This is a genomic window from Streptomyces chisholmiae (genome assembly GCF_031845445.1).
Taxonomy (GTDB): Bacteria; Actinomycetota; Actinomycetes; order Streptomycetales; family Streptomycetaceae; genus Streptomyces; species Streptomyces chisholmiae.
On record NZ_JAVREO010000236.1, the window covers coordinates 1 to 427 of the forward strand.

Here is a 427-nt window from a genome sequence, read left to right on the forward strand (position 1 = left end):
TGTTCAGCCCGAATTCCGGACGCGCTAGTTGCCCTGCCCATACCGGCAGGACGAGGAGTACTGCCCACTCGGCGTCGTCGTTTCCTTGATGCCGTCAGGGCAGCCCGGCCACACAACGGAGTTGTTGGACGCCGAGCTCGGCTTCGGCGCGCCCGCCGGCAAGCTGCCCTTGTCCTGATAGCTGAAGAACTGGATCGCATTGTTCTTGTCGCGCTTCACCACCGTGTGCCATTCGCACTCGGCGTCGAAGTGATAGGCGCCCGCGCCGTCGCGCACGAGACAGCCCTTGCCGTCCGATGTCTGCGCCGCGTGTTCCGGCTTGTCCGGCTTCGCCACGGCGACGCCCGTGGTCGCAGAGGCCACCAGCAGAATGCCGGTTGCGATGGCCACGCCCGAGCACATCATTCGCTTCATCATGCTTCTCTCC

The 427-nt window shown here is 64.9% G+C and carries 1 protein-coding gene; it reads right to left on the reverse strand.

The window, feature by feature from the left end; all coding sequences use genetic code 11:
* Positions 1-24 precede the first annotated feature (24 nt).
* A partial coding sequence (locus RM844_RS32980; protein WP_311671104.1) for a hypothetical protein occupies positions 25-427 on the reverse strand: 403 nt, incomplete at its 5' end.